The sequence below is a fragment of the Mesorhizobium sp. M2A.F.Ca.ET.042.01.1.1 genome (genome assembly GCF_003997405.1).
Taxonomy (GTDB): domain Bacteria; phylum Pseudomonadota; class Alphaproteobacteria; order Rhizobiales; family Rhizobiaceae; genus Mesorhizobium.
The window spans coordinates 1-598 of record NZ_RZRX01000630.1 but is presented as its reverse complement, the minus strand read 5'-3'; the positions used below and the strand labels follow the sequence as shown (position 1 = coordinate 598).

The 598-nt window shown below is 57.9% G+C and carries 1 protein-coding gene and 1 pseudogene; both read left to right on the top strand.

Annotated features, from left to right (window positions below; translation table 11 throughout):
• Positions 1-203, top strand: a 203-nt coding sequence (locus EOA23_RS35270; RefSeq protein WP_127307360.1) for a TOBE domain-containing protein, incomplete at its 5' end; no start/stop codon positions are given.
• Between the two features lie 127 nt (positions 204-330).
• Positions 331-598: pseudogene (locus EOA23_RS36210) on the top strand (hypothetical protein); the annotation flags it as partial.

Here is a 598-nt window from a genome sequence, read left to right as displayed (position 1 = left end):
CCAACCGGCTGTCCGGCCGCGTCGTCTCGACCTCCTATCTCGGCGGCAGCGCCATCTACGAGATCGACATCGGCGGCACGAGTACGGTGCGCGCAAACACGCAAATCAGCAGCTGGGTTGTTCGCGAAGGTGAGGTAATCAATATCGGTTTCGACCCTTCCGGCTGTGTCCTGCTGGACGAGAAGGGATGTCGCATTTCGTGAAGGCGAAGCGGCCCCATTTTATCATCAGTTCGAAGCGCCGGACCTTGATGGCATCACCGCCAAACGATGAGGCTCAAGCTGAATATCCCATTCTGTCAAGGACTTTGTACCCGGGAACATACTAACGATGGTCCGTGAACTGGTAAAGAACGAAGCCACCAGACAGTCTTCCCCCGTGGGGGACGCATTGGTGTTTGACGGCATGGCATACCTCGATGGCCACGCTAGTGATCCGCAGAGCATCGGATGGATGCAGGGGTTCCCTCCTCCAGCGAACATGCAGATCACGTTCGAGGGTGGCCGCTACATGGCCTTCCCTGAAATTCGTTGGAGCCTCTCTCATATGCGGGAGATTGTGCCGACGGTGAGTGTCCAGCGCTCCTATGGGGCTGGGC